Raw genomic sequence first — 22,859 nt, 5'->3', positions numbered from 1 at the left:
GTACAAAGCTGCGGGCATGCCGTTTCCCGTCTCCGATGCTGTGTGTTTCGATGTCCGTACGCACATGTCAATGCAAACTTCAGCCGCCGACTAAAAAAGTGAACCTCATGATCTCACTCACAATGCGAGCCGAGGACAGCGCTTCCAGAACATTTCTCCCCACTCGCCACATACAGCCTGCTGGTGACGATGTGCCCAGTACCGGCAACGGCTTCAGCAGACCATGAGCGGTTCCGGTCCCGGTGATCCCTTAGGTCGCCGACTGCCCGGCGCGACTGACGGTCGAACTCATCGCCGACAAGTGGACGGCAGTCGTGCTCTACGGCCTCAGCAAGGGCCCGGTGCGTCAGGTCGAGCTGATCGAGTTGATCGGCGGCATCTCCCGCAAGATGCTCACCCATCGCGGAAGCCGCCTGAACGCGGGAACTCACACGAGTCCGGCAGCCTGCCGAAGGTTCGCTCGATCGCCAGGACGGGGCAGATCCTCCGCCAACATCGCCACTACGCTCGCGTTCTCCGCGAACATAGCCCGGCACTGTTCACGCTCGGGATGATCGCTGTCACTGCTTAACAAGCGGACCATAGCTTCGTTGCGTCCACCGATCGGCTCGGAGAATCCAGCGATCGAAACCAGTAGATGCAGCAGGCCGGACTGCACAGGAACCTGCGGGTTGCTTGCAAGACGGAACAGGAACGGCAGCACTGTCGGCACAGCCAGGTTCATCTCCCTGACGCTGTTGCCAACTGCCCCGGCGAGAAACTCGGTCGGCCATCAACGGGATACAGATGAACGAAGTCCTCGTCGGCGAACACCACATCCTGCCGGTCCCGCATCAGCATCACCGGCGTCCCCCTCGGACACGCCGCCCGCGCCGTCCGGACTGTCATCGGGAGAATCCGCTGGAAACTTGCCGGACGCATCGACGCCGTCCACCGCCTCAAAGCCGAGGCCGCCCCGCCACAGACCAGCCAACCACCACCAGCGACTGCCGTCACCACCCCGACAAGATCACCAACAGAGTCACGGCATTGGGCCTAGACCGCCTACCGCGACCTGCTCATCACCGCCCACACCCAACTCGGCGGACCGATCGCGCTCGACCGGTGCAATGTGAACGTCCATCTCACCTGCGGGATGAGGCAGTTCAACGCCCGACAGGACTGGCAGACCGTCTACCAGCTGCCTCGTACGCACCCGGCCTCAACCCGGTCGAGGGCATCTGGTCCCTGCTACGGCGCGGCCGGCTCTCCAGCACCGCCTTCACCGCCCCCGAGCAACCTCATCCAGACCATCCGCCACGGCATGAGGAAATCCAGTATCGCCCCCACATCATCGACGGATGCCATCGCCGCGTCGCCGGATCGCCCGAATACGCCCAGCACGACGACAGTCCTCCGCCTTGCGGCCCGCTGCACCCATGGGGATCAAAGGACATCCCTCAAGCTGCGCCGAGGATGCGCCGGACGCCGTCTTCGAAGCGCGCGGCGAAGGTGTCCTCGGACAGGACGGCCAGGGACTCGCGCAGGCTGGGATAGGGGCCTGATTCGGCCGCTTCCCGGAAGCGGGCCTCGTCGAAGTCCGTCATGGCTTGTTCTTCCTGGGTGAGGCCGAGGGTGAAGTACGCGAGGGCGTAAAGGGTGCGGCCCGATGTTTCGGTGGTGCTCTCGTGCTTCGCGAGAGACGCGAGCAGGGCGTCGGCGAAGCGCAGAGTGTGCGGCTCAGCCGCGTATGTCCCGGTTACAAGGGCGGCGCCGTCCCGACGAGAGAGCAGGGACTGCCGGTAGCGGCGCATCAGTTCCTTCACTTGCTCGCCCGCCTCATCGGGCAGGTTGTCGTACGTGATGGTGGCGGCGACGGCGTCGGCCATCAGTTCCAGCAGTCGCCTTTTGGTCTTGACGTGCCACAGGACGGTGTTCATCCGCACCCCGAGCCGGGCCGCGACGGCGCGCATGGTCACCGACTCCAGCCCTTCCTCGTCGAGGAGGCACAAGGCCGCGTCCACGACGGTGCCGGGAGTGAGACGGGTGCGGGTCGGTGAACCGACTTGCTTTTTGGTCACCGACCTAGTCTAGTCGTATCTAGTAATTGGTCAACGACCAAGGAGTACGTTGTGGAAGAGATCGTGATCGTCGGGGCGGGACCCACGGGCCTGTGGTTGGCGGCGGAACTGAGACTGCAGGGAACGTCGGTGACCGTCCTGGAAGCTCAAGAGGAGCGCAGCCCGCACTCCAAGGCACTCACCGTCCATCCCCGGACCGTGGAGATCCTGGGTATGCGCGGACTCGCGGATGATTTCGTCAGCGCGGGCATTCCTCTGCCCACGGGGCATTTCGGGGGGCTGGAGGCCCGGATGGACTTCCGCGGTCTGGAGACGCCCTACCCCTTCACCCTGTTCCTCCCTCAGGCACGCACCGAGGAACTCCTGGAGGAGCACGCACACACGCGGGGTGCGCACATCCGCCGAGGGCACCGTGTGACGAACCTGGAGCAGGCAGCGCAGGCCGTCCGCGTCGAGGTGGAAGGTCCCGAGGGCCCGTACATAATGGAAGCGCGCTATGTCGTGGGGTGCGACGGCACCCGCAGCCAGGTCCGGGAGGCTTCGGGCATCAGCTTCCCCGGCACCGGCACGACGATCTGGGGGTGGCTGGCCGATGTCGCCCTCGACCAGCCACCTGCCGGCCCCATCAGTACCTTCGGCGCAGAGGGCGGCGTGATGGCCGTACCCATGCCCGGTGGCCTCACGCGCTTCGTGGGCATAGCACCGGAAGACCACCACGCAGACCACCCCGGCAAGCTGACCCTCCAGGAGGTACGGACGAAGACGATACGCGTCCTGGGCACTGATTTCGGTATGCGTGACCCGAGTTGGCTCTCCCGCTTCGGCAACGCGACCCGCCAGGCCTCCGCCTACCGCGAAGGCCGCGTCCTCCTCGCTGGCGACGCCGCACACATGCACTTCCCCACCGGGGGCGTGGGACTGAACGTCGGCTTCCAGGATGCCACCAACCTCGGGTGGAAGCTCGCCGCCACCGTCCATGGCACGGCCGCTCCGGGCCTGCTGGACACCTACCACACCGAGCGCCACCCCGTCGGTGCACGCCTGTTGGACTCCACCCGGGCGCAGACCGCCCTCATGACCGCGTACTCCGGCGAAGGTCAGGCCCTGCGCGCCTTCTTGGCCGACATGGTCCGCGAACTGCCTGACTTCTCCCGCACACTGGCCGAACGCCTCGGCGGTCTGGACGTCCGTTACCCGTCGGCCGATCCGGCCACCGCACACCCACTGACAGGAACACGTGTGCCTGACCTAGCCTTCGCGGACGGCACCAGCCTGTTCCCCTTGTTGAACGGAGGAAGGCACCTCCTGCTCGATCTCACCGACACCGTGCACGCACCGCCGGAGGGCTTCACCCTTCCGCACGGAAGTCACCGTCACGCCGCACGTCTGGCTCGCCCGCAAGGGCAGTGGGCTACCACAGGCGCCGTTCTGGTCCGTCCTGACGGTCATATCGCCTGGGCCCTCGACGACGGCGCATGGGTCACATCGGCCTCTGGGAGCCGAACTTCGGTGTGACCACCAGCAGGTCCCGAGTGCTCAAGGGACCGGGCTCCCCTCGCCTGTCGCCTTAGTGATTCCGGGCGTTCGACGGCCGACGCTTCGAACAGGACGTGCTGTCGCAGTAGCGGGAAGCCCGCATGTCCCGCCGTCTGGCTCTTGGCCCGTTCCGGGTCCGTGACTCCGCCCTTCCGCCCGTCCGGTCAGGCAGGTGCCGGACGCCGGATGCCGTCCAACCGGTCCATGACCTTGGCGAACTCCTGCGGCAAGCGGCGGTGTCGACGAACTCCTGGCTCTGCTCCATGAGTTGGCTGAGCCGGAGCGGCTCCTTGGTCGCCAAGTCGCCAGCGTGATGTGTGAACCAGGTGGCGGCCTGACGCACGGCCGGCGCTTCGGGCAGCATGTCCAGTGGTGAACGCGTTCCGTGCCGAGGCTTCGGCTGGCGCCGCACGCCGGGAGTGCTGTCGGGGTGATCGGCGCCGTCCAACGACGTGTGCCTCTCGGTGGAGAGTTCGTCCCGCCAGTCGGCGAGCGACAACCGCATGACCCTCACCGGTGCGGCATCGTTCGCGCCGAAACGAACACGAGGCCCGGCTGCGGTCTCATCGATGCGCGCGGTGAGCAGCGGATTCCGGCGGGCCAGGACGGTAGGGACGGACCGCTACCGCGCCACCTCCGTCACGCTCGTGATCTCGGCGCTCAGGGTCGCGTGGTTGTCGAACCGGCGGCTCATCAGTGATATGAGTTCTACGCCATGTCCAGCAGACGGTCGTCGGGCAGGGCAGGAATGCTGTCGGAAGTGCACATACTGATCCTCGTGCGAGGTGCGTCATGAAACGGATACGGGAATGGGACCGTCAGGCCCGGGACCGGTTCCCGGGCCGGCAGCCACGGCAGGGGCTGCCGTCGGCGCCAATCTCGGTACGGCGCACCGCCGTGACCAGATCATCGATTGATCGCTTCCAGCTCATTTCGCATGAGGCATGAGGGAGGGGCGTCGCTCCCGCGCCGCTTCCACGCATGGCCCGTCCTCAGCTCTCCCGCACGCCGACGCTGTACGGGTCTCCCAGTTCGAGTCGCCACAGGTACGTCACCACCCGCTGCAGGCCACGTGAAAGATGTCGGCGATACGTGCTGAACGGCAGCTCCAGCCGCTGCGCCGCGGCCTCCTGAGAGGACGTGTCGTCGAAGAACGTGGCGGTCAGCGCCCGGTGGTACTTCACTTCGCGAGGGTCGACACGCAGGCTGTCCACCGCCTCCGCCAGCGCATCGCGCAGGGCCGGCACTGGGTCCGTACCGCCGCGGTCACGGACCAGCCGGCTGTGCACCAGCGGACTGCCGACGAGCGCCGCGGACCGGTGCCACCGCTTGAGCGCCTCCCGGACGGCTTTGTCGAACTCCTCACCAGACAGCACCGCGGTCTCCGCCTCGGCAGGCAGGGACAGTGCGGCTGGGCCGAACAGCTCCTCCTCGCCCGTGAACGCCAGCCATTCCGCCATCGGCATCACCCGCCAGTCGTGCGCGAAGAGCGTCCACGACCGATCGTCCGCCCGCACCGGGGCGGCGACCTCGTGATGGGCCGAGTAACTCATCAGCGGTTCCCAAAACTGCGGATCGCTCCACACCACGAAGGTCCAGGCCTGTCCCCCGTCATCGATGAACCCGGCCAGCACGCGGTGCATCATCAGGTCCATGGAGGCCGAGGGCCGCTGGTGACACGCGGGATACACCATGAACCGTGCCAGCGCGATGTGTTCGCCCTCCCGCACCGGGCCGTGCCGTTCGCTGTGCCGCCAGGCTGCCGCCACGACAGGATCGGCCGCCGTCTCCTCGGCATCGGGACGGGGAAGGCGCAGCCAAGCGATGAACCCCACGGGCCTCCCGGTCTCGCTGTCGCGGTGCACACGGAACGCCTGCGGGCAACGGGCGAGCCAGAAGGCGGCGGCCTTCGCGCTGTGCGGTCCTTCGGCCTGTTCGGCCATCTCCAGTACTGCTTCATGGTCGGAGGGGCGGCAAAGATCCTCGTACACCGAGCCGTTGCCGTCGAGCACGAAGTAGCGTGGTGTCACCGCGCCGCCGCGGTGCAGATACTTGACCGCGTCCATGGCAGGCAGCACCGCCCGGCCCCGTGCGGTGCGCGCCCGCTCCAGCAGATGAGCGCGCAACCGGTGGTGCAGGGCCTCATATCCTTCGGGGTCGCGCCAGCGCAGGTCGGCGTCGAGGCACGCCCGGACGGCGTCGTGCGGCACCAGGCCGTACGGACCCGCTTCGATGTACGGCTGCAGCCGAAGCCACTCGAAGAGGGCGTGACTGTCCTCACCTGGCAGGGCCGCGCGCAACAACTCCTGCGTGGTGCAGCGGGCGTGGGCGCAGGCCTCCAGCGCCCGGCGGTGGATGTCGGACGGGGCTTCGTCCACCAGGGCCGGCAGAAGTTCCGCGACGACCTCGTGCGGCGGCCGCCAGCCGGGGCCGGCCGACTCGGACGCACTGGAGTCGGAAGCGGTGGTGGTCTGTCCCGCCAGGGTCAGGGCAAGCGGATGACCGCCGGCGAACTCGCGCAGCGGCGGTCGTCGCTGCGGCGCGACCCCAAGGGCGGCGAGCAGTTCGTCCGACCCCTGCGGACCAAGGTTGCGTAGCGGCAGGACGCGCAGTGCTTCACGCCAGCCCGGATCGGTCCGCCAGCTAAGGCTGAGAGGAGTACGGCCAGCAAGCACTAGCAGGGCGCCATCGGCCGTCCGAGGCAGGAACGAGCGCCGCAGCCAGCCCTCCAAACCCTGACAGCGTTCGAATGTGTCCACCAGCAACACGGCCCCGGCGTCGTGCAGCGCGGCGCCGGCCCGCTCCTCGAACTCCTCCGGCACGGGGTCCAGGGCATGACCGTCGAAACGCACCACGCGGCGGCCGACGGCCGATGCCAGGTGCGCGAAATGGTCGAGCAGGGTCGACTTCCCGATCCCGCCGGGCCCCTGCAGGTGCAGTACGGACCAAGCGGCGGGCGCCGGGCCGAGTGCCGACTGGAAGACCGCCGTTTCCCGCGCGCGTCCGCACAAGGTGCGCGTACGAGTTCTCGCCATCCGTGCCTGCAGGCCTCCGGCGGGCTGAGTGAAAGCGTCGTCCATGGGAGCCGATACTAAAGCGAAGCGTTACAGGATCTCGCGCTCGTCGGCCTTCGCACCGGTGAGCGTGAACACGCCCGACCGGGCGCGGGCGCCGCCCGGAGGTATGGCCAAGCAGCGCCGGCATGACCGAGAGAGTGATCAGCTCGGTATCACCAGGTGCGATCCCGATCGCAGGGTGCCACCGGGTCAGCCATCGTGAAGCCTTCGACTACTGGTCTATTCGGGGTGTTGTCGGAGGGGCTGACGGGTGGTGATCCCTGCGGTAGGCCGGTGGTAGGAGGTATGCGCAGGGCGGCGGACTGACCGCCGAGCGGCGGCAGTTCAGGAAACAGATCCGGTTCGAGGCCAGGGAACGGTTTGAGCAGGGCGAGAGAAATGTGGCCATCGCGAAGGACCTGCGGGTGAGCGAGCGGTCGGTGGAGCGCTGGCGGCGGGCCTGGCGTGAGGGTGGCAGGGCCGCGCTTGAGTCTGCGGGAGCGCCCAAACTGCCCAAGCTCAGTGCTGACCGGTTCACCGAACTCGAGAAAGAGCTGGCCCGGGGCCCGGCCGAGCATGGCTGGAAGGACCAGCGCTGGACCCTGGCACGAATCCGGGCACTGATCTCATGGCGGTTCCAGCTGGAGGTCTCGTCGGCGGCGGTGTGGCGGTTGATGCACCGGCACGGCTGGTCCTGGCAGTCGCCCACCCGCCGGGCTCTGGAACGGGACGAGGACGCTGTCGGGCTGTGGAAGAAGGACGTGTGGCCGCAGGCGGAATGAATGCGGCGGCGCTGGGGGCGTTCCTCGTCTTCGAGGACGAGGCCGGGTTCGGGATGACTGCGGCACGGGCTCGGACCTGGGGCCGACGCGGGCAGACACCGCTGGTGCGGGCGCGCGGCCGGTCCTGGCGCCGCTACTCGATCGCCGCCCTGTGCTGCTACAAACCCGGCGAGTCCTCCCGGCTGATCTACCGGCCGCGCCGCCACCCCACAGCGGGCGGTTGTGCGAGTGCGGTTGGGTCAGCGTCTGCGGCCGGCTGCGGGGCTGGCTGCCGTTGGCGGGATAGTCGGCTCGGTGGTGCTGGAGCTCTTGCGGTGTTCGGTGAGGGTGGTTCGTTTCTGGCGGGTGCCGGTGCCGGTGCCGTGGGCGAGGTCCTCGGTGAGGGCGGCCAGGAGCGGGGCGGGGGCGTAGCGGGAGGCGTGGATGGCCCAGGTGGGGCGGTTGATGTCGGGGCCGGCCCAGAGGGTCCAGGCGGCGAGGTGGATGCGGGAGTCCTGGGCGGCGAAGACATCGAACTGCACGCCTGCGTCGCCCTGGGCGCTCTGCCAGCGGATGTGGCGTCCGTCGATGGTGTGCGTCCAGCTGGCGTCGGTGAGAGGCCGCGTGGCGGCGGAAACAGTCTGCTCGATGGCAGGGCTGCCCAGCGCGGTGTCCCAGGCGTCGCCGTGGGCGAGGCTGATCAGGAGGGACTGGAGCAGTGGATCCGGAGTGGCGTCGGTGAGGGTGAGGTGCCACATGCGGTCGGACACGGAGGTCTCGTAGGCGGCGAAGGTCCAGGCAGCCTCGCGAGGATCGGGGTCGTGGACGAGTTCGGCCCGCAGGGTCTGTGACTCGTGCACGAGGTGCGTGGTGTTGTCGGACCAGGTGCGCCACTTCGCCCAGTCGCCGTGTTTGTTGACGAACGCGTCCAGGGCGGCGTCGTGGTCGGCGGGGTCGGCGGGGTCGGCGGCATAGGCCGGCACCGTCTCAGTGCGAGGGAGGGGCGGCTCGACCCCCACGGGCACGGCGGTGCGGAGGCTGCAGCGAGCTTCGTCGGCCTGGCGCTCGACGTCGGTAGGCGCAGCGGGGCCGGAGCGCACCGCGTCGTCGTGGACGCGGTCGAATGCGACGAGGGCCTCGGTGGCGGTACGCAAGGAAGTCTCGACGGTGCGCAGGTGATTCTCGCCGTGCAGGACGACGCTGCTGCCGTCCCGGTAGCTGGCGACGGCTTTCGTGGTATGGCCGTCGTGGGCGTGAGCATGGATGATGAGTCGGCCGTGGCGGATGTCGTCGTGGACCTTCTGGGCCTCGTTGGAGACCTCACGGATCTCGCTGCGCGTGCACCACGACATCGGGTAGTCGGGCCACGTCCACTCCTCGTTGATGGCCCCGCGCAGCTTGGGCGTGATCTCTACGGTGATGCGCTCGGCGGTGAGCGCATCAGCGGTCCTTTCCGCCCAGTACGGCTCCTCGCGGTCGATGCGGGCCATGACCAGCGTGTCGGCGGCAACGGACTCGAAGCCGCGCACACTCAGGTGTGCTTGGGCGATGTGCCGGGCGGTGCCGGTGACGGTGGCGACGACGGCGCTGGGGTGGTGGGGGTGGGTGTCGAGTCGGACGTGCGCGTCGATGGAGGGCGTGGTGCTCACGGAGGCGTGGTCTCCTGTCCTGGGGGGGGCGTGCTAAGCCGTGTCAGCGGGGTGTGTGGGTGGCGTGTGCGGCCGTGGTGGTCGGTGGGCCGGCGCGGGTGGCAGTGAGTGCGGGGCGTGGTCGCTGCGGCGGGACTGTTCCGGTGGCGTGCTGCCAGCGGGTGTGGATGGCGCTGAGGTCGGCCAGCGCCCGGCGGGACCCGACGACGAGCTGGAACGGTGTGTTCGCCGGGTCGTCGGCATAGGCCCCGATGCGGCGGGCGGCATGTGCGGCGCTGGCCAGCAGGGACCGGCGCAGGACACGTTCGCCCCAGTGCTCCAGGGAAGGGGTTGGCTGGGCCAGCAGGCGCAAGATCTCGCCCGGCTCGCAGTCGTCCAGCAGGCCGTACTGCTGGGCCTCCCACAAGACGGTGACGGGGTCGACGGGCTCGTGGCGGCGATCGAGGGCGACAAGGCACTGCCACAGTCCCGCGTGCAGGGGCTGGGTGAAGTCCCCGGGCAGCAGCCATCGCGCCGAGCGAATGTCCGCGGGGCGGGCGGCAGCCGTTGCGAGCAGCGCCTGTTCCTCCTCCGCGGCTTCACCGTGGTCGGGTGCGGGGCCGGGCGGGGGCAGTGGGGTGCGGGGTAGGAGGCCGGCGCGCGGCGGGAAGCGGGTCGCGATGTCGTCCACGGTCGCGGTGAGGGTGTCGGCGTCGGCGAGCACCGTGTGGACGGGGTCGGGGAGGGAGGTGTCGTGGACGCTTTGCAGGAGGTGTCCGGCGCCGGTGCGCAGACGGCGTCGGGCGTGTTCGGCCTCGACCATCCGTGCATAGGCTGGCGCGTGCTGTGGCTGGGGGCAGACCTGGATGAGGGTGTGCAGGTAGGACACGGTGAGCGCGCGGGCCCGTTCGCGGGCGGTGGCGAGAACCTGGTTGAGCCACGTCAGGTTCGTGGCATGGCTGCCTGGGGCGGGCAGCGTGGTGAGGGCGGCGAACACGGCAGTGTGCTCGGCGGTGGAGAACGAGCCGGCGGTGACGTTGGCGAGGGCGGCGCGATGATGCGGTGCGAAAAGAAGGGCGCCCAGGAGGGCCTGCTCGGCGTGGAAGACCGCTCGCGGTGCGCGGACGGTATCTGAGACGCTGGCGTAACAGGGATCGTTCCTGACGGCAAAAATGCAGGTCACAGAGTTAGTGCCCCGGAGTGATCCGGGGCTCTTGCTTTACCCGTGCTGGCTGCGTGCTGACCTGTAGACACCTGTGATCACCGCAGGGAACCTGTCCCGTGCTGGGCTGGTGCTGATCTCCTTGCACATTCCTAATTCGGGCGTGGTTTTGCCCTGGCGGTCGACCACTGCGTCTGTGTGTAGCGGAGCGGCATCGCAGACGCACCACCGTAACGCGCGGCCGATGTCGGGTGAGGTGGTGCCGGTTCATGGGTGCAAGGCCGCGCCAACCGCGGTGCTCCTTCGTGGCCCGGACATGACTGTTCACATCATCTTCACGCGATCGCAGCCACTACCGGAAACAATCCCGCCCTTCCCTGATGTTCTCGATCTTCGAGTCGAGGAGGGGAAGGTGTCGGGCCTGAAGCTGTTCCGCACGGACACGACGAATAGCGGCATGACCGAGGTCGTGCCGCGTCTTGCTGAGATCGAGGCCGATGTCCAGGGCCTTGTCGAGGCGCACATGGAGACGCTGCTGGGCGTCCGTTTCCTGGCGAGCGAGTACGGCACCGGACCGGTGCACGGGGGCCGGATCGACTCGCTCGGGCTGGACGAGAACGGCTCGCCGGTCATCGTCGAGTGCAAGCGCGGCACGGATGCTGGCGTGATCAATCAGGGCCTGTTCTATCTGGCCTGGTTGATGGACCACCGTGCTGAGTTCGAGCACCTGGTCCGCGACCGGCTCGGGGTGACGGCCGCGTCCCAGGTCCTGTGGAGCGGCCCGCGCCTCATCTGCATCGCTGGCGACTTCACCCGCTACGACGTGCATGCCGTACGCGAGCACCGGCGCTCGATCGACCTGGTCCGCTACCGACTCTTCGGCAGCGACCTGCTCGGCCTTGAGACCGTGGCCTCCGTGAGCGGCGGCATGCAGGCGACCCGCCGGGAACGGCGCCAGCCGGTCGCCCGGGCGGCGGCCGACGTCCAGGGAGCGGCGATGCGTGAGTTGGCAGGCGCGGTCGACGAGGTCCTGCTCGGGCTCGGGGACGGTGTGAACCGGGTGGAGCGCAAGACCTACCGGGCGTATCAGCGGCTGCGGAACTTCGCCTGCCTGTGTCCGCCGCAGCGCAGCAAGCTGCTGGTCTACCTGAAGGTCGACCCGAAGGACGTCGACCTCGTTCCGGGATTCACCCGGGACGTGTCCGGTCTCGGTCACCACGGGACGGGTGATCTGGAGGTCCAGCTCCGTAGCCCACGGGACGTGGAGCGAGCGCAGGATCTGTTCCGGGCGGGCTACGCGGCGGCGTGATCGCCTGCAGTGGTCAGCCGCGTGGCGGGCTGCGCTACGTGTCGCGTCTGCGGTCGTGGGAGGGACCTCTCGACGTGCGGGCAGGGCGTGGCGGTGGACTATCTATGGTGCGCGGGATCGCCGGTTTGGCCAACCGGCGATCCCGCGCTATGTTGCCCCGCTCGCGGCGGTAGGACGATCAGCGTGAACGGCTGGCTGGTCGGCCGGCCGTGACCGCCGGAGATGCCGACACGCTGGCGGCTAGGCGGGTCCTGTGTTCACGGCCCGGCTGCGTCTGGCGCGTGCCGGTCTCGTGGGCGAGGGTTTCGGAGAGGTCGGCCAGCAGGGGACTCGGGGTGCGCGGGGACGCGGTGATGGCCCAGGTGGGCTGGTCCGGGTCAGAGCCTGCCCAGATGGTCCAGGTGGCTGGGTTCTGAGGGTGCTGCGCGGTCAGTGGGTCAAACCTGACGCCTGCCTGCCCGTCGGGGGATGTCCACCGAATCCCGTGCCCTGTCAGGGTGTGCTTCCACCCGGCCTCAGTGAGCGGCTGCGTGGCTGTGGTGACCGTCCTCTCGTCCACGGGGGTCCCGATGACTGTGTCCCAGCCATCGCCGTCGGCAAGGTGGATGAGCAGGGTTTGCAGCACCGGGACGGGGGTGGCGCCGGTCGCGGTGAGGTGCCACATGCGGTCGGAGACGGGTGTCTCGTATGCGGCTATGGTCCATGCGGTCTCGTGGGCGGGGGTTTCGTGGACGCGCTCGATGCGCAGGGTCTGCGACTCGTGGATGGCGTGTGTTGTGTCATCCGACCAGGTCCGCCACTTCTGGAACTCGCCGTGCTCGTCGAGGAACGGGTCCAGGAGTGCGTCGTGGTCGCCGGTATCGGCCAGGTAGACGGGGACGGTCACCAGCTTCGGGCGGTACGGTTCGGGCTTGGCTGTGGTGACGTCGAAGACCAAGCGGGCTTCGATGGCGGCGCGTTCGGTGTCGGTCAGGGGCGCGGGGCCGGGGCGCATCTCGGCCGCGTGGACCTTCTCGAAGGCCACCAGCGCCTCCGCGGGTGAGTCGAACGTATCGGCGATCTGACGCAGATGATCCTCGCCGTGCAGGTAGACGGACTTGCCGCCCCGGTGGAGGTATGTGCCGACCGCGACGGTGGTGTGGCCGTCGCGGGCGTGGGCGTGAATCAGGAGGTGACCGTTGCGGATGTCGTCGTGGATCTTCTGCGCCTCATTGGAGACCTCACGGATTTCGCTGCGGGTGCACCAGGGCATCGGGTAGTTCGGCCAGGTCCATTCCTCGGCGATGGCTTCCTGGAGCCGTGGGGTGATCTCGACGGTGATGCCTTCGGCGGTCAGGTGCTGGGCGGCGTCGGCGGCCCAGTAGGGCTCCTCGTGATCGATGCGGGCCAGGACCAGGACGCCTGTGGCGGCGACGCTCCAGTCGGCGGCCTCCAGAGCCGCGGAGGCGACGTGGGCCTGGCTGCCGGTGAGGTGGGCCTGTACGGCGCTCGGGTGGGTGGGGTGGGTGTCGAGGCGGACGTGGGCGTCGATGGCGGGGGTCACGTGGGGGTCTCATCTGTTCTGCCGGTGCCCTGGGCCCTGCGGGTCCGGACACCGGCGTATTCGGGGGTTATCGGGTTGCTCGTGTGGGTCGGGCGGCGTGTGCGGCCGTGGTGGTCGGCGGGCCGGCGCGGGTGGCGGGCGCCACTCGCCGCTGCTGGGGCGGGGTGGCTCCGGTGGCGTGCTGCCAGCGGGTGCGGACGGCGGCGATGTCAGCGAGGGCGCGGCGGGCGCCGACGACGAGTTGGAAGGGGGTGTTCGCCGGGTCGTCGGCGTACGCCTCGATGCGCCGGCCGGTGTGATCGGCCGTGGCCAGGAGGGAGCGCTGCAGGGTGCGTTCGCCCAAGTATCCGACGGATCCGGCCGGTTCGGACAGCATGCGCAGGACCTCGCCCGGTTCACGGCCGTCGTCGAGCAGGCCGCGCTGCTGGGCTTCCCACAGGACCGTGACGGGGTCGACGGGCTCGTTGCGGCGGGCGAGGGTGGTCAGGCACTGCCACAGGCCGGCGTGCAGGGGCAGGGTGAGGTCGTCGGGGATGAGCCACCGGACGGCGTCGATGTCGTCAGGGCGGGCGGTGGCGGTGGCGAGCAGCAGCTGCTCCTCCTCGACTGCCTCGGTGTAGTCGGGGGCGGCGGCAGGAGGAGGTGCAGGGGTGCGGGGAAGGACACCGGACCGCGGGGGGAAGCGGTTCGCGATGTCGTCCACGACCGCGGCAAGCGCATCCGCCTCGGCGAGCACTGTCTGGACGGGGTGCGGGAGGGAGGCGTCGTGGACGTTGCGGACGAGGCGTTCGGCGGCCCTCAGCAGGCGACGGCGGGCGTGCTCCGCCTCGACTATCCGGGCGTACGCGGGGGCGTGGCGCGGCCAGGGGCAGACCTGGACGAGCACGTGCAGGTAGGAGGCGGTCAGCCCGCGCGCCTCCTCCACTGCGGTGGCGAGCACGCGGTCGAGCCACTTGGCGTTCTTCGCGTGCTCGGCGGGATCGGGCCGCGGCAGGGTGCTGATCGTGGCATACAGGGCGGCGTGCGCAGCGGTGGAGAACGAGTCGGCGGCAATGCCGTTCACGTCGTCCAGACGGTGCGGGTCGAGGAGGAGAGCGCCTAGGAGGGCCTGCTCGACGTGGAACACCGGATGGGACGGTGCGATGGCGTCGAGGTCGTCTTCATCGGGTTCGGGGGAGTGGAGCATCAGGCAGCGAGAGTGAAGTCGTCGGGGTCCAAGGTGACGCCGAGGTGCGGGGCGAGGAGGTGGCCGGCGAGCAGCGGGGGCACCGCGTTGCCGATCTGGGAGAACTGCTGGCTCTTGTTGCCGGCCCAGGGGTAGTCGGCGGGGAAGGTCTGCAGGAGGCCCGCCTCGCGGGCGGTGATCCGGATCGGCTCGGGAACGGCCGGCGCATCGGCTTCTTCGGCCGGGGGTGTGGCGGGTTCGGCGACCCAGGTGCACTCGTTCGCGCGGTGCCCGAAGAACAGCGTGCCGGCCGGCTCGGACAGCGGGCGGACGGTGGCGTTGGCCTGGTTGTTGCTGCGCAGGGACCAGGACCAGCGGTGGGTCTCGGCGGTGAACGGGGGCGCCGGAGCGTCGGCGGTCCGGTTGTCGCGGGTGCCGTGCCGGGCCGCCCACCCCGCGCCTTCCCGGCGGGAGGGCAGGACCACTCCGTCCGGCCGGGGCATCCAGGTGCCGCGCTCCCGGGCGTCGGACAGCGTCTTGCGGGAGCCCGAAGGGAACGGTTCGGGGCCGCCTCCGGGCCCACCTCCTGCGCAGACGGTGGGGACGGGCCGGTCAGTCGCACCCCACCCCAGGGCTTCGGCCATGCTGACCCAGCGGGCGCGGCCCGGACCGAAGAGGGATTCCGGCTCGGCGAGCTGGGCGTGGGTGGGCGTGGGCGGCTGCGCGGTGCGGACGCGGGAGGCCAGGAGGATCGCTCGCTTCCTGGTCTGCGGGATACCGAAGTCAGCGGCGTTGAGGATCCCATACCAGACGGAGAACCCCCACCCCCGCAGGACAGCCGCGTACTGCTTCCACAAGGGCAGCACGTCCGGTACTTCCTCCATGGCGACCCAGTCGGGCTCGCCGACCGTGTTCAGCGCGTACAGGTAGCGCATCGGCTCGGCGGCGAGCAGGGAGCGCTCGTCACGGCAGGCGGCGAGGAGGCGCTCGCGGGTGTCCCGGCCGGCGGCCAGGTCCTCGACCGCCGCGTGCACCAGCGGCTGGTCGAGCAGCCCGAGGCGCTTGCCGGCCATGCTCCACGCCTGACACGGCGGCGAAGCGATCACCCCGCGGGTGCGGCCGATGAACGGCCAGGTCGGATACCTCGCCACGTCACACCGGATGGTCAACTGACCGGCCGCAGCCCGGGTCCTGCACGCCCACAGGTCCCATTCCAGCCCGATGTCGCGCACGCCCAGGACGTGCAGTGCCCTGCTCCAGCCGCCCGGCCCCGCGAAGAGGTCGAGTATCACGTGGCCAGCCCGAAGTCGTCCCGTGTCAGCGCGTCGGCGTCGCCGCGGCACGCCCAGGGCGAGCAGCCGTCCTCGACACCGTTCTCCAGGACGTCGGCCTCGTCCGCGCTGATTCGCAGGGCGGCTCGCTCGGCTGCGGTGACGTGGTCGATCGGCGCCTGGCTCAGTGGGACGCGGGAGCGGTGCAGGAACGCCTCGCCGAGCAGCCTGTTGCCGGTAGCGTTGGCGCGGGCATTGCCCTGCCGGATCGCTGCGTCGAATTCGACGACGTCCGCCCACTCGGACGGGGAGGTGTCCCTGATGTGCCGCCACTGCGCATTTCCGTGGAACGGGCATCCCAGGCAGCTCGACTTCGGGGTATTTGCGAGTCCGAGCGAAGTCAGGTAGCGCACGCAGTCGGCCCTGCTCCAGGACATGTCCAGAAGCGGATGCCGGTTGCGCATGTACTTGACGTCCGCGTCCTTCGCGCGGTGGAATTCATCCGTGGAAATTCCTACCCACTGCTCGACGAAAACGCCCTTCGGAATGCGGGCCGGATAGGGGTAGCCGAGCAGTTCGCGCACCTTCTGCTTGATCGGCTTCACCTTATATTCGCCGGTGCACTGCCGCCGGGTCATCCCAGGTCGCCCGTCCTTGTTGAGGATGTGGAGCGGCATGGAGGCGAACCGGTGATCCGGATTCAGAGCGTCGTTGCGGATATTCCCGGCCGATACGCGCAGTACGGGTATCCCGGCGGGCGCGGCTATCTCTTCTTCCAGGCGGTCAAGGTGTGCATAGACCGCTTTTGGTTCCCACCCGGTGTCCGCGAAAATCGCGTAGTCGACCCTGGGGAGAATGCCCTCGGCTGACAGGGCGAGGAGAGTGCTGGATTGAACTCCCGCGCCGAGGGAGAGGGCGCGGAATCGGGGCTGATCTGAAATGGTCTGTCCTGGGTTTAGGGAAAAAGGGGAGGTGCTCGCATCGCGGCTGTCGCGTCAGTGGCAAGGCGATTCCGGCAGGCTGCGGGATACGGCGTCGCACAGGGCGTGGCGCAGCAAGGAGGTGTCGGACGCGATGCGAACCAGGGCCGGATCCAGGTTGGTGGGCTCAGGCACGGGTCTCCGTGGTGGCGTACTGGTTGAGGGCTTGGGCGAACTTGGTGGTGAGTGCCGGGGCCTGCTCGGGGGCGGTCATCAGGGCGCGGACGACGGGGCTTCCGATAACGACGGCGTCCACCAGTGGCGCGACGCGTTCCGCGAGGGCCGGGGTGGAGATCCCCACGCCCGACACGACGGGCAGGGGGCTCGCGGCGCGCAGGCGTGTCGTGAAGTCGGCGAGCGCGGGGACGTTGAGCGGGCCGCGGTAGCCGGTGGGGGCGGTGCTGGCGGGTGCGTAGAGCCATCCAGACGCGCCAGCGGCCACGGTGGCGAGGCCGGTGTCCGTGAGGTGGCGCGGGACCAGGCGTGGGGTGGAGAGGTTCGCGTCCATCGCTGCGGCCTGCCAGCGCTCTGCTTGCTCGTCGGGCAGGTCGACGACCATCGCCCCGGCGGCACCCGCGTCGGTGAGCAGCCGGGCCAGGAGTTCGGGGCCGTGCCGGCTGACGGGATCCCAGTAGGTCATGACGACGGTCGGCCGAAGGCCAGCGGCGTGCTCGACCGCGCGCAGGGCGCGGGTGAGGACGTTTCCGCCGCTCAGGGCGCGGCGGTAGGCCGCTTGGATGATGGGCCCGTCGAGGCCGGCGTCATGGTGGGCGAGGCCGATCTCGAACAGATCAGCGCCAGCTTGTGCGATCTGGTCGAGCTGACGGCGCTCGGCGCGGGCCGGATGCAGTCCGGCAGGAACGAACACGCCAAGCGAGCAACGGGGTTGGCCTAGGAGGGCCTGGAGCGAGTCGGTGGTGGCCAGGAGATGCCTTTCTCGGAGGGCGGACTGTCGCGGCAGGTCAGCGGTGGTGCGTGGCCGGCTTGGGGACGGGCTTCGGCGACGCTCGAGTCAGCGGCGGTGTACGGCGCGGCCGAGCTGGGCGCCGGCGTGGTGGACGTGTGGGTTCACGGCGGCTCGGTGCACGGGAGTGATGAGCGCGTCGTCCAGGTTCTGTACGAGGTAAGGGACGTCACTGAAGGTGCGCTCGACCGGTGTGGTCGTCGCGAGGTGGGTGAAGAACTGGGCGACGAGCCGCTCGGGGGTGTCCCGGGTGAAGGAGGCGTCCCAGTGGGTGTCGAAGCCGTCGTACACGTGGTGCCGGAAGCGCCACGGGATCTCTTCCGCCGGGGTGCGCTGCAGGTGGCAGTGGCCGTCGGGCGAGGTGAACGTGTTGTCCTCGCGGTGCCAGTGGTTCAGGTCGGCGATGTGCGCGAGGGGGGTAGTGGTGAGCGGAATCCGGTCGATGTGCCAGTCGTCGCCGAGCAGCTGGGGCAGAGCCTGGGTGACGGCAGCGATGGCCTCGATCGGGGTCTGCCGGGTGAAGCGGGCTTCCCAGTACGGCTCGTGCTGCGCGATGGACCACCAGCGGCCCTGGGGTTGCTGGGGGTTGAAGGTCACGAACAGGGTGCCGTCGGGGCTGTTGGCCAAGATGTGTCCGCTCGCGCGATCGTGCTCGCTCGGCCAGCCGAAGAGGTGGATCAGCGGGCCGATTGCGTCGGCGAGCCGTTCGGTGCCTGCTCCCGCCAGATGACGCGGGGAGACAAGGACCCTGTCCTGGGGATCGAAGGGCCTCACCGCCGAGCTCCTTGTACCGCAGGAGGCAGTGGGGCAAGGATGATCTGGTGCAGCGCGTCGACGCTCGGTGTGTAGGAGACGTCTGGGACGCGTGCGGGCAGGTCCTCGAATCCGTCGACTAGGTCGCGGGATCGATCCGGGGGTTCTGCGGTGTTGTGCGGGGTTATGGGCATGCTGTGGGGTTCCGGTGGATCAGTTAACGGCTGCGGGCGGTCGTCTTCGCAGCGGTGGGTGCGGGCGCGAGAGTCGTGCCGGGAGCCGCTCTGCGGGTGGGCGGGCTGCTGATAGCCATGGCCAGGGCGGTGGTGCCGGAGGGGGTGAGGCGGACTCGGTCCTGGAGCGGGCCGCCCGCATAGGCGACGGGCGCGGTATCTGGGACGCGCTCCGCGAGCCCTTTCGCCTCCAACGCCCGCAGTGTGCCCATGAGCACACGCTCGTCGCGGCAGTGGACGTACTGCCGTCCCAGGGAGCTGGTGGCCACCACGTTTCCGCAGGCGATCTCCCACAGGGCACTGTGGTGCGCGGCGGTCAGGCTCTGGTCCGGACTATCCCTTGCAGTCCACTGGCGGTGTCGGATCGCGTGGGCGAGGGTGTCGGCGCAGCCCATCGCCACTTCGTGTGCCAAGGCGGTCAGAGTGCGTGCCATGGGTAGCTGCTGGTCCGCGGAGGCACTGCTCAGGAAGGCGAGCTGCTCAAGGCGGACCGCTGCGTCCGACAGATCGGGACTGCGAGAGAGGCGTTCGTCAGTGACCGCCTTGAGGGCGGTGCGGGCAGCGGAAGCGAGTCGCTGGGCGGAGGCGGCGTGGGCATCGGGCTCGGATGGCGAACTGGCCCGCAGGAGACGGTCGAGCAAGTCGTTGTGCTGCACGTACTGGTCTGCGAGCAGCAGCAGCCGCTCAACCGGCGTCGGCGGGGCCGCCACCTCGAACAGGAAGCCCTCGGGCGGTCTCGTCACACGCGGCGCCGGGCAGCGGGCGCGGGCGGCGTGGAGGGCGCCTTCTGCGGGCTGGACCCTTGCGCCTCGGCGATGAGGTGCCGGTCCTCAGCGCGCTCCGAGAATGAGGCGAGGCGGCGGGAGAGCCGTCGCGCCACGGTGCGATAGGTGGTGGCCGCACGCTGCATCTCGACACCGGCACGGCGAAGTTGATCGCGGCTGGTCGCGGGGGTGGCGCCGGCGTCCTCGTACAGCAGGATCTCGGTGCGGTGATGGACGGCGAGGTTGCACAGTGTGGCGGCCAGTGAGATCTGGGCGCAGGCGCCGGCCAAATGGGCCAGGTTGTCGGCCCCGTCCTTCATCGCGGGGTACTGGCTGACCGACAGGTCGTGAACCTGCCGCGTGCACTGCATCGCCAGCTCGTGCACCCGCAAGCTCAGGGGTGCGATCTCTCGGACGGGCTTGGCGATCTCACCCTTCCGGATGCGTGCCGCCTCCGCGGACAGTTTCTCCAGGGCGGGGGCCACCTCGCCGAGAAGGCGAGTGTGTTCGGTCAGATCGACGGTGTGCAGGACAACTCCGGGAGGGCGCGGGGCGATACGGGGCAAGGTGAGGATGGTGGGTCCGTTGCGGCGTAGAAATGGGCTCGGTCAGAGGGCTTCCCACAGCAGGCGGGTGATGTGGTCGTTGCCGTGGCCGGCTCGTGGGCGGGACGGGGTGTGCCATCCGGCGCGGGGCGGCCGACTGGCGATGACGCGCCAGCCGGCGCCGCGCAGTGATGCGCCGCTCTCGCCGTCCTGCGTGTAGGTGACCAGTCGTCGGTAGCCGAGGGCCTTCGCCGCCCGCCACGCGGCCCCGTAGAGCAAGGAGTTGGCGTTGCAGGCGCCGTCGCTGGCGGTCCGGGTGACTTCGAGGGTGGCGCCGTCGTCCAGGTGGCGGGCCACCGGGCGGCCGACGATGGCCACGGCGCGCAGCGTGCCGGTCTCGTCGGCGGCGCCGACCGAGAAGATCTGTCCTGCGGGCGGCGGGTGATGACGGTGCCAGGCGCGCACGAAGTCCTTCGCCTCACGGGAGCGGACCGGCACCAGGTGCAGCGGGGCGTCACTCACGCGGCCGTCCCGAAGTCGGACTGTGTCGGCGCGTGCTTCGCGACGGCGCGAGCCGTGATCGCCTTCGACGCGCGGGCGGACGCCGCGGACAACTCCTCCGCTCCTGGCTCCCGATACCACGGCCGCAGGTCGAGCATCGCGGCCCGCATGCCGGTGGCGAAGCACAGCGCGGTGCCCTTGGGCAGGGCGCGGATCGCGTCGGCGGGCAGGATCCGCTCCTGGCGCATGCTGACCGAGGTCGACTTACCGGACTCCGAGTGCGAGGTGGACGTGGTCTCCACGTCGTGGTCGCCGATCAAGCGGCTGAGCTTGTCCGCGAAGTCAGGGTCGTCGATGCCGGAGCCGATGACCTTGACTGTCGAGGCGGACCACATGGCGTCCATGCCCGCGTCTCCCCAGACCTTCTGGCCCTGGCGGTAGGACTGGAGGATGGTGATCGGGATGATTCCGCGGGAGCCGAGGTGGGAGTACAGGTCCGGCAGGTCGCTGATCTTGCACACGTTGGCGGCCTCATCGAGGATCGCCAGCATGGGCGGGTCCAGGCGTCCGCCGGCGCGTTCGGCCTGGGCGGTCGCCGCGCGCATCACGGAGTCCGCGCACGCGGCGATCAGCGCCGAGGCCCCGCCTCCGCCGTCCTTGCTCAGCAGGAACAGCGTGTCGGTGGAAGTGACGAACTCCGAGGGGCGGAACTCGGGAACGTCCTTCTGCGGGGTGACCCAGGCGGCGATCTCGTTGTTCAGCAGTGCGGCGGCGTACTGGCGGGCGGTCTCGTAGATGCCGTCGCGCGTCTCCGGGGGACCCTCGACGGTGCCCTTGAGCTGGGCTGCGACGGCGGCGAAGTCGTGGTCGCGGAGGATGTCGAGCGGGGTGCGGTCGGCGGGGAAGGCGAGCCACTGCATGATGTCGGTGATCGGCCGCTCGTCGAGCGCTGCGGCCAGCAGCAGTTGGGACAGGATGTTGCTGCCGGCCTTGGACCAGAAGTCGCCCTGCTGGGAGGCGTCCACCGAGGCAGCGAGGAAGTGTCCGGCGAGCCGGTTCGCCCCGTCCAGGGTTGTCGCGCTGGCGAGGGGGTTCCACCACATCTCGCGTGCGGCGTGCGCGATCTGCTGTGGGTCCATAGTCCACACCTGCCCGACGCGGGAGCGGGCCTCGTATGTGGCGGTGAACGCGTCGCCTGCGGCCTTGTTCGAGGTCAGCAGGACGGGCCCGGGCGCGGCAAGCATCGAGGGGATGGCGAGCGAGGTGGTCTTGCCCGAGCGGGGCGCCATGATGGCGACGGCCACATCCTCATAGCCCATGCGCACCTCGTGCCGGGTGTTCTGCAGGTTGCCCAGGAGGATGCCGGTGTCTCGGGCTTCGATGTGCTTGGCGTCTTTCAGGCTCGGACGCAGCGAGCGGGCCTTGTCGGTGATCGCCTTGGCCATCAAGGGCTCGATGTCCCGTGCCTTGGCCATGCCGATGATCTTCTTCCGGCCGCCGCCGCGGTTCTTGTGCCGGATCCACAGGGCGACCGCCGTCACCCCGAGAGCCAGGAGGAGCAGAACGGGAACGATGCGTGCCCCGATGAGCAGGGCGTTCTCCCCGGCCTCTGGCCAGACCTGCTCGGGGTGGAGCAAGGCGGTGGTCGGCTGGTAGGGGGCCCAGGTGCCTCCGGTGAGGGAGGCGGTGACGTTTCCGCACAGCCAGGCCAGGTGGGACAGGGGGACGACGACGGCGAGCACGCCGAGCAGGAGGCGCAGGACGAGGTCGTATCCGTCGGTGTTGCTGCTGGAGGAGGAGGAGGAGGAGGGGGGCAAGGGTTAGGTGCTTCCAGGCGGGGACGGAGGGATCAGCGCTGGCGGTGGCGCTCAGCCTGCGGCCGTTGCGGAGGACGCGATCTCGTCGCCGGCGGGCCGGATCGGCGTGCGGCGAGGGAGCGGACGCGTTCTTCCACGGCACCAGCGACCTGCGTGGCCGGTACTTCCCGGTGCGAGCGGGTGATGAGGTCCGGGTTGCGAGTCGGGAGGCTGGAGGGGCCTGCGGTGCGCGGCACCGGTCGGGGGTCGGTGAGCGCGGCGGTGAACGCGGTGATCAGGTGCGGTGGGGTGTGCTCGCTGAAGTGCGCTTGCCACAGGAGAGCCCGGAAGTCGCGGAGGGCGGTGTCGACCCACCAGGCCCCGGTTGTCTCGTCGGCCTCGACGCGGACGGTGCCGTTGGGTGAGGCGAGCCGACGGTGGCCGTAGGACGGAGACCAGCCCGCTTTCAGAAGCGGCTCCTGCGGATCCCCGTTGTCTGCTCGATCGGCAGTTGGGTCGGTCAGCGCATCGGTGAACGCAGCGATCATTTCTACAGGGGTGCGGGCATCGAAGCAGGCGAACCAGGCAGGCCAGTCCGGCGCGGGGGCGTGCTGCAGAGTCCACCACCGCCCGTCGGGGTCGGGCTCCAGCCGCAGGAGGGCCATCTGGTCGGGGCTGGAAAGCAGGACGCGGGGCATCAGGGCGTCGTGACCGTAGCTCCAGCCGCAGGCACGGTGGAGGGGGACGGTGATCCAGGCTGGATCGCCGCCGCCGGCCAGGTGGCGCGGGGCGATGTAGTCGATGTCGACGTTGGCGGGGCCGTCGGCCATGA

19 protein-coding genes and 3 pseudogenes are annotated in these 22,859 nt (G+C 69.5%); 6 read left to right on the top strand and 16 right to left on the bottom strand.

The features are described from left to right. Positions 1 to 223: 223 nt before the first annotated feature. Positions 224 to 422 (top strand): annotated as a pseudogene (locus tag ACIP79_RS02805) (winged helix-turn-helix transcriptional regulator); the annotation flags it as partial. 5 nt (positions 423 to 427) lie between these two features. On the opposite strand, the gene ACIP79_RS02800 reads toward ACIP79_RS02805, so the two are convergent. After that, on the bottom strand, positions 428 to 724 hold the full coding sequence (locus tag ACIP79_RS02800) for a hypothetical protein (protein WP_401219255.1): 297 nt from the start codon (positions 722 to 724) through the stop codon (positions 428 to 430). Positions 725 to 1,045: 321 nt separating this feature from the next. Here ACIP79_RS02800 and ACIP79_RS02795 point away from each other — a divergent pair. After that, positions 1,046 to 1,344, top strand: a pseudogene (locus ACIP79_RS02795) (IS630 family transposase); the annotation flags it as partial. Positions 1,345 to 1,439: 95 nt separating this feature from the next. Here ACIP79_RS02795 and ACIP79_RS02790 read toward each other — a convergent pair. Further along, positions 1,440 to 2,060, bottom strand: coding sequence for a TetR/AcrR family transcriptional regulator C-terminal domain-containing protein (locus tag ACIP79_RS02790; RefSeq protein WP_401218364.1), 621 nt, complete (start codon positions 2,058 to 2,060; stop codon positions 1,440 to 1,442). A 51-nt stretch (positions 2,061 to 2,111) separates the two neighbouring features. On the opposite strand from ACIP79_RS02790, the gene ACIP79_RS02785 reads away from it, so the two are divergent. Continuing rightward, a complete protein-coding gene (locus ACIP79_RS02785) occupies positions 2,112 to 3,575 on the top strand; it encodes an FAD-dependent monooxygenase (protein ID WP_401218361.1) in 1,464 nt (487 codons plus the stop codon). A gap of 1,013 nt (positions 3,576 to 4,588) precedes the next feature. Here the strand turns inward: ACIP79_RS02785 and ACIP79_RS02780 are convergent. Beyond that, positions 4,589 to 6,676: an ATP-binding protein gene (locus ACIP79_RS02780; protein WP_401218358.1), complete on the bottom strand. Its 2,088-nt coding sequence runs from the start codon at positions 6,674 to 6,676 to the stop codon at positions 4,589 to 4,591. 299 nt (positions 6,677 to 6,975) lie between these two features. Between ACIP79_RS02780 and ACIP79_RS02775 the strand changes: the two genes are divergently transcribed. Then, entirely contained in the window at positions 6,976 to 7,434 is a 459-nt protein-coding gene (locus tag ACIP79_RS02775) for a winged helix-turn-helix domain-containing protein (protein WP_401219216.1), read from the top strand. A gap of 53 nt (positions 7,435 to 7,487) precedes the next feature. Further along, positions 7,488 to 7,637: pseudogene (locus tag ACIP79_RS02770) on the top strand (DDE endonuclease); the annotation flags it as partial. 36 nt (positions 7,638 to 7,673) lie between these two features. Here the strand turns inward: ACIP79_RS02770 and ACIP79_RS02765 are convergent. Further along, complete coding sequence (locus tag ACIP79_RS02765) at positions 7,674 to 9,062, bottom strand: DUF317 domain-containing protein (protein ID WP_401218355.1); 1,389 nt, start codon at positions 9,060 to 9,062, stop codon at positions 7,674 to 7,676. Positions 9,063 to 9,105: 43 nt separating this feature from the next. Then, positions 9,106 to 10,215, bottom strand: coding sequence for a DnaB-like helicase N-terminal domain-containing protein (locus tag ACIP79_RS02760; RefSeq protein WP_401219214.1), 1,110 nt, complete (start codon positions 10,213 to 10,215; stop codon positions 9,106 to 9,108). Between the two features lie 400 nt (positions 10,216 to 10,615). Between ACIP79_RS02760 and ACIP79_RS02755 the strand changes: the two genes are divergently transcribed. Then, positions 10,616 to 11,512 (top strand): DUF5655 domain-containing protein, encoded by an 897-nt coding sequence (locus ACIP79_RS02755; protein WP_401218352.1) that lies wholly within the window; start codon positions 10,616 to 10,618, stop codon positions 11,510 to 11,512. Between the two features lie 178 nt (positions 11,513 to 11,690). On the opposite strand, the gene ACIP79_RS02750 is transcribed toward ACIP79_RS02755, so the two are convergent. The 11 genes from ACIP79_RS02750 to ACIP79_RS02700 all read right to left on the bottom strand — a co-directional run bounded on the left by ACIP79_RS02750 (position 11,691) and on the right by ACIP79_RS02700 (position 22,857). Beyond that, positions 11,691 to 13,055, bottom strand: a complete 1,365-nt coding sequence (locus ACIP79_RS02750) for a DUF317 domain-containing protein (protein WP_401218349.1) — start codon at positions 13,053 to 13,055, stop codon at positions 11,691 to 11,693. A gap of 67 nt (positions 13,056 to 13,122) precedes the next feature. Beyond that, on the bottom strand, positions 13,123 to 14,241 hold the full coding sequence (locus ACIP79_RS02745) for a DnaB-like helicase N-terminal domain-containing protein (protein ID WP_401218347.1): 1,119 nt from the start codon (positions 14,239 to 14,241) through the stop codon (positions 13,123 to 13,125). Beyond that, positions 14,241 to 15,512 carry a DNA cytosine methyltransferase gene (locus ACIP79_RS02740; RefSeq protein WP_401218344.1) on the bottom strand — a complete coding sequence of 424 codons (1,272 nt, stop codon included), beginning with the start codon at positions 15,510 to 15,512 and terminating at the stop codon, positions 14,241 to 14,243. Before ACIP79_RS02740 ends, ACIP79_RS02745 begins: the two co-directional genes overlap by 1 nt. After that, positions 15,509 to 16,432 (bottom strand): hypothetical protein, encoded by a 924-nt coding sequence (locus ACIP79_RS02735; protein WP_401219211.1) that lies wholly within the window; start codon positions 16,430 to 16,432, stop codon positions 15,509 to 15,511. Before ACIP79_RS02735 ends, ACIP79_RS02740 begins: the two co-directional genes overlap by 4 nt. Positions 16,433 to 16,598: 166 nt before the next feature. After that, on the bottom strand, positions 16,599 to 17,339 hold the full coding sequence (gene trpA, locus ACIP79_RS02730) for a tryptophan synthase subunit alpha (protein WP_401218341.1): 741 nt from the start codon (positions 17,337 to 17,339) through the stop codon (positions 16,599 to 16,601). Positions 17,340 to 17,483: 144 nt separating this feature from the next. Then, positions 17,484 to 18,209, bottom strand: a complete 726-nt coding sequence (locus ACIP79_RS02725) for a DUF317 domain-containing protein (protein ID WP_401218338.1) — start codon at positions 18,207 to 18,209, stop codon at positions 17,484 to 17,486. Between the two features lie 196 nt (positions 18,210 to 18,405). After that, entirely contained in the window at positions 18,406 to 19,164 is a 759-nt protein-coding gene (locus ACIP79_RS02720; RefSeq protein WP_401218335.1) for a hypothetical protein, read from the bottom strand. After that, positions 19,161 to 19,751, bottom strand: a complete 591-nt coding sequence (locus tag ACIP79_RS02715) for a hypothetical protein (protein WP_401218333.1) — start codon at positions 19,749 to 19,751, stop codon at positions 19,161 to 19,163. The genes ACIP79_RS02720 and ACIP79_RS02715 overlap by 4 nt, the downstream gene beginning before the upstream one ends. 42 nt (positions 19,752 to 19,793) lie before the next feature. Continuing rightward, the gene (locus ACIP79_RS02710) at positions 19,794 to 20,252 is read right to left on the bottom strand and encodes an XF1762 family protein (RefSeq protein ID WP_401218331.1); all 459 of its coding nucleotides are present in this window, start codon (positions 20,250 to 20,252) and stop codon (positions 19,794 to 19,796) included. After that, entirely contained in the window at positions 20,249 to 22,048 is a 1,800-nt protein-coding gene (locus tag ACIP79_RS02705; protein ID WP_401218328.1) for a type IV secretory system conjugative DNA transfer family protein, read from the bottom strand. Before ACIP79_RS02705 ends, ACIP79_RS02710 begins: the two co-directional genes overlap by 4 nt. Positions 22,049 to 22,080: 32 nt before the next feature. Further along, positions 22,081 to 22,857: a DUF317 domain-containing protein gene (locus tag ACIP79_RS02700; protein WP_401218325.1), complete on the bottom strand. Its 777-nt coding sequence runs from the start codon at positions 22,855 to 22,857 to the stop codon at positions 22,081 to 22,083. Positions 22,858 to 22,859 lie beyond the last annotated feature (2 nt).

Origin of the sequence: Streptomyces sp. NPDC088747, assembly GCF_044751025.1 — a bacterium.
Taxonomy (GTDB): domain Bacteria; phylum Actinomycetota; class Actinomycetes; order Streptomycetales; family Streptomycetaceae; genus Streptomyces.
Note: the sequence above shows the minus strand (reverse complement) of the source record. Positions and strands in the feature narration are given on the sequence as shown.

What these genes read in the sequence shown, in the direction of transcription:
- ACIP79_RS02780 (WP_401218358.1), bottom strand. Translation starts at nt 6,676, where the DNA reads ATGGACGACGCTTTCACTCAGCCCGCCGGAGGCCTGCAGGCACGGATG.
- ACIP79_RS02800 (WP_401219255.1), bottom strand. Translation starts at nt 724, where the DNA reads ATGAACCTGGCTGTGCCGACAGTGCTGCCGTTCCTGTTCCGTCTTGCA.
- ACIP79_RS02700 (WP_401218325.1), bottom strand. Translation starts at nt 22,857, where the DNA reads ATGGCCGACGGCCCCGCCAACGTCGACATCGACTACATCGCCCCGCGC.
- ACIP79_RS02745 (WP_401218347.1), bottom strand. Translation starts at nt 14,241, where the DNA reads ATGCTCCACTCCCCCGAACCCGATGAAGACGACCTCGACGCCATCGCA.